This is a genomic window from Xenorhabdus sp. PB30.3 (assembly GCF_963895965.1).
In the GTDB taxonomy this organism is placed as follows: domain Bacteria; phylum Pseudomonadota; class Gammaproteobacteria; order Enterobacterales; family Enterobacteriaceae; genus Xenorhabdus; species Xenorhabdus stockiae.
Genome location: NZ_CAWQMW010000095.1, coordinates 1 through 1,792 on the forward strand (window position 1 = coordinate 1; position 1,792 = coordinate 1,792).

The following is a 1,792-nucleotide window of genomic DNA, read 5'->3' on the forward strand; positions in this document are numbered from 1 at the left end:
GAAATGGTCGTGACGACCGACCCGGTCCAGTTTCAGTAACTCCTGCCAGAGGTCGGCTAACGCAGTTTCCACCTCTCCGACGGGGGCCGCATAGTCCCGGGTGATCACGGCAGATAAGTCCGGGTCGGGCAGGGCCTGACGATCCAACTTGCCATTGGGGGTCAGCGGGAAGGTCTCTAACACCACAAAGGCGCTGGGGATCATATATTCCGCCAGACGGGTATGTAACTGGTCACGCAGACTGGCGGTGTCCAGCACGACCTCCGGCTGTGGCACTGCGTAAGCGACCAGCCGTTGCTCGCCGTTATTCGCCTCACGGGCGATCACCACGGCTTCCTGTACACCCGGACACTGCATCAGGCCAGCTTCTATTTCCCCTAATTCAATGCGGAAACCACGCAGTTTCACCTGAAAATCATGCCGGCCCAGGTATTCGAGACTGCCATCCGGCAGCCAGCGGCCCAGATCGCCGGTTTTGTACAGACGGGCATCAGGCTCAGTGGAGAATGGATCGGCAATAAAACGCTCGGCGGTCAGTGCCGGTCGGTTCAGGTAACCGCGGGCAACACCGACGCCGCCGATATGGATCTCACCACTGACACCAAGGGGTACAGGGTTACCCTGTTTATCTAGAACATACAGTTGCGTATTGGCAATCGGGGAGCCAATCGGCACAAAATGGCGTTTATCATCACGCTGACAAGCCCAATAAGTAACGTCGATGGCGGCTTCCGTCGGGCCATATAAATTGTGTAATTCCGTATGAAAACGAGAAAAAAAGCGTTGTTGCAACTCGGCGGGCAGGGCTTCACCGCTGCAGATGACTCGCCGGAGGGTGGGCAAGGTGTGCGGGGATTGAACCCCCTGCACAAATTGCTGCAACATGGACGGCACAAAGTGCAGGGTGGTGATTTCGGTGTGTTCAATCAACCGGACGAGATAATCAACCTCTTTATGGCCGTCTGGCCGGGCCATCACCAGCCGGGCACCATACAGCAGCGGCCAGAAAAACTCCCAGACAGAGACATCGAAACTGAACGGGGTTTTCTGCAACACCCGATCTTCGGGCGTCAGTGGGTAGGTGTTCTGCATCCATACCAGCCGGTTGCACAGGGCTCGGTGGCTGTTCATTACCCCTTTCGGCTGGCCGGTGGAGCCGGAGGTATAAATCACATACGCCAGATGACGTGAAGTGAGCCCCTGCATGGCGGCCACCGGATTGGTGTCGGGCTGGTTCGCCAGCACGGGGCAGGGCAGATCATCCAGTCTGACCATCGGTAATGCAAACTCCCCAATGCTGTCGTGCAGTGTTGTTTGCGTCAGCAACACCACCGGGTCGGCATCGGCCAGCATATACGCCAGTCGCTCAGCCGGATAAGTGGGGTCAAGGGGCACATACGCGCCGCCCGCTTTGAGAATAGCCAGTAAGCCAATCACCATCTCTAAGCTGCGTTCGACACAAATCGCCACCCGATCATCCGGCTGGATCCCCAGTTCAATCAGGTAATGGGCCAGCTGATTGGCCTGACGGTTAAGGGCGTCATAACTCAGGGCTTGTTCTTCAAAGAGTACAGCAAGGGAGTCAGGTGTCCGGGTGACCTGCTGTTCAAACAGGTCATGGATTAGGGCATGTTGCGGAAAATTGGCTTGTGTGGCGTTGAAATCCACCAGTAACTGCTGACGCTCTGCTGCCGGCAGAATGGATAAACGGAGCACCGGTTGTTGCGCGTCCGTGGTCAGCGCCTCCGCCAGCGCACTGAGGGCCGTGTGCAGATAATGCACGATCCTGTCC

Annotated in this window: 1 protein-coding gene; it reads right to left on the reverse strand. The window is 57.3% G+C overall.

What is annotated here, in order from left to right:
• The coding region (locus tag AACX38_RS06340) for a non-ribosomal peptide synthetase (RefSeq protein WP_228865899.1) at window positions 1–1,792 on the reverse strand (1,792 nt) is incomplete at both ends.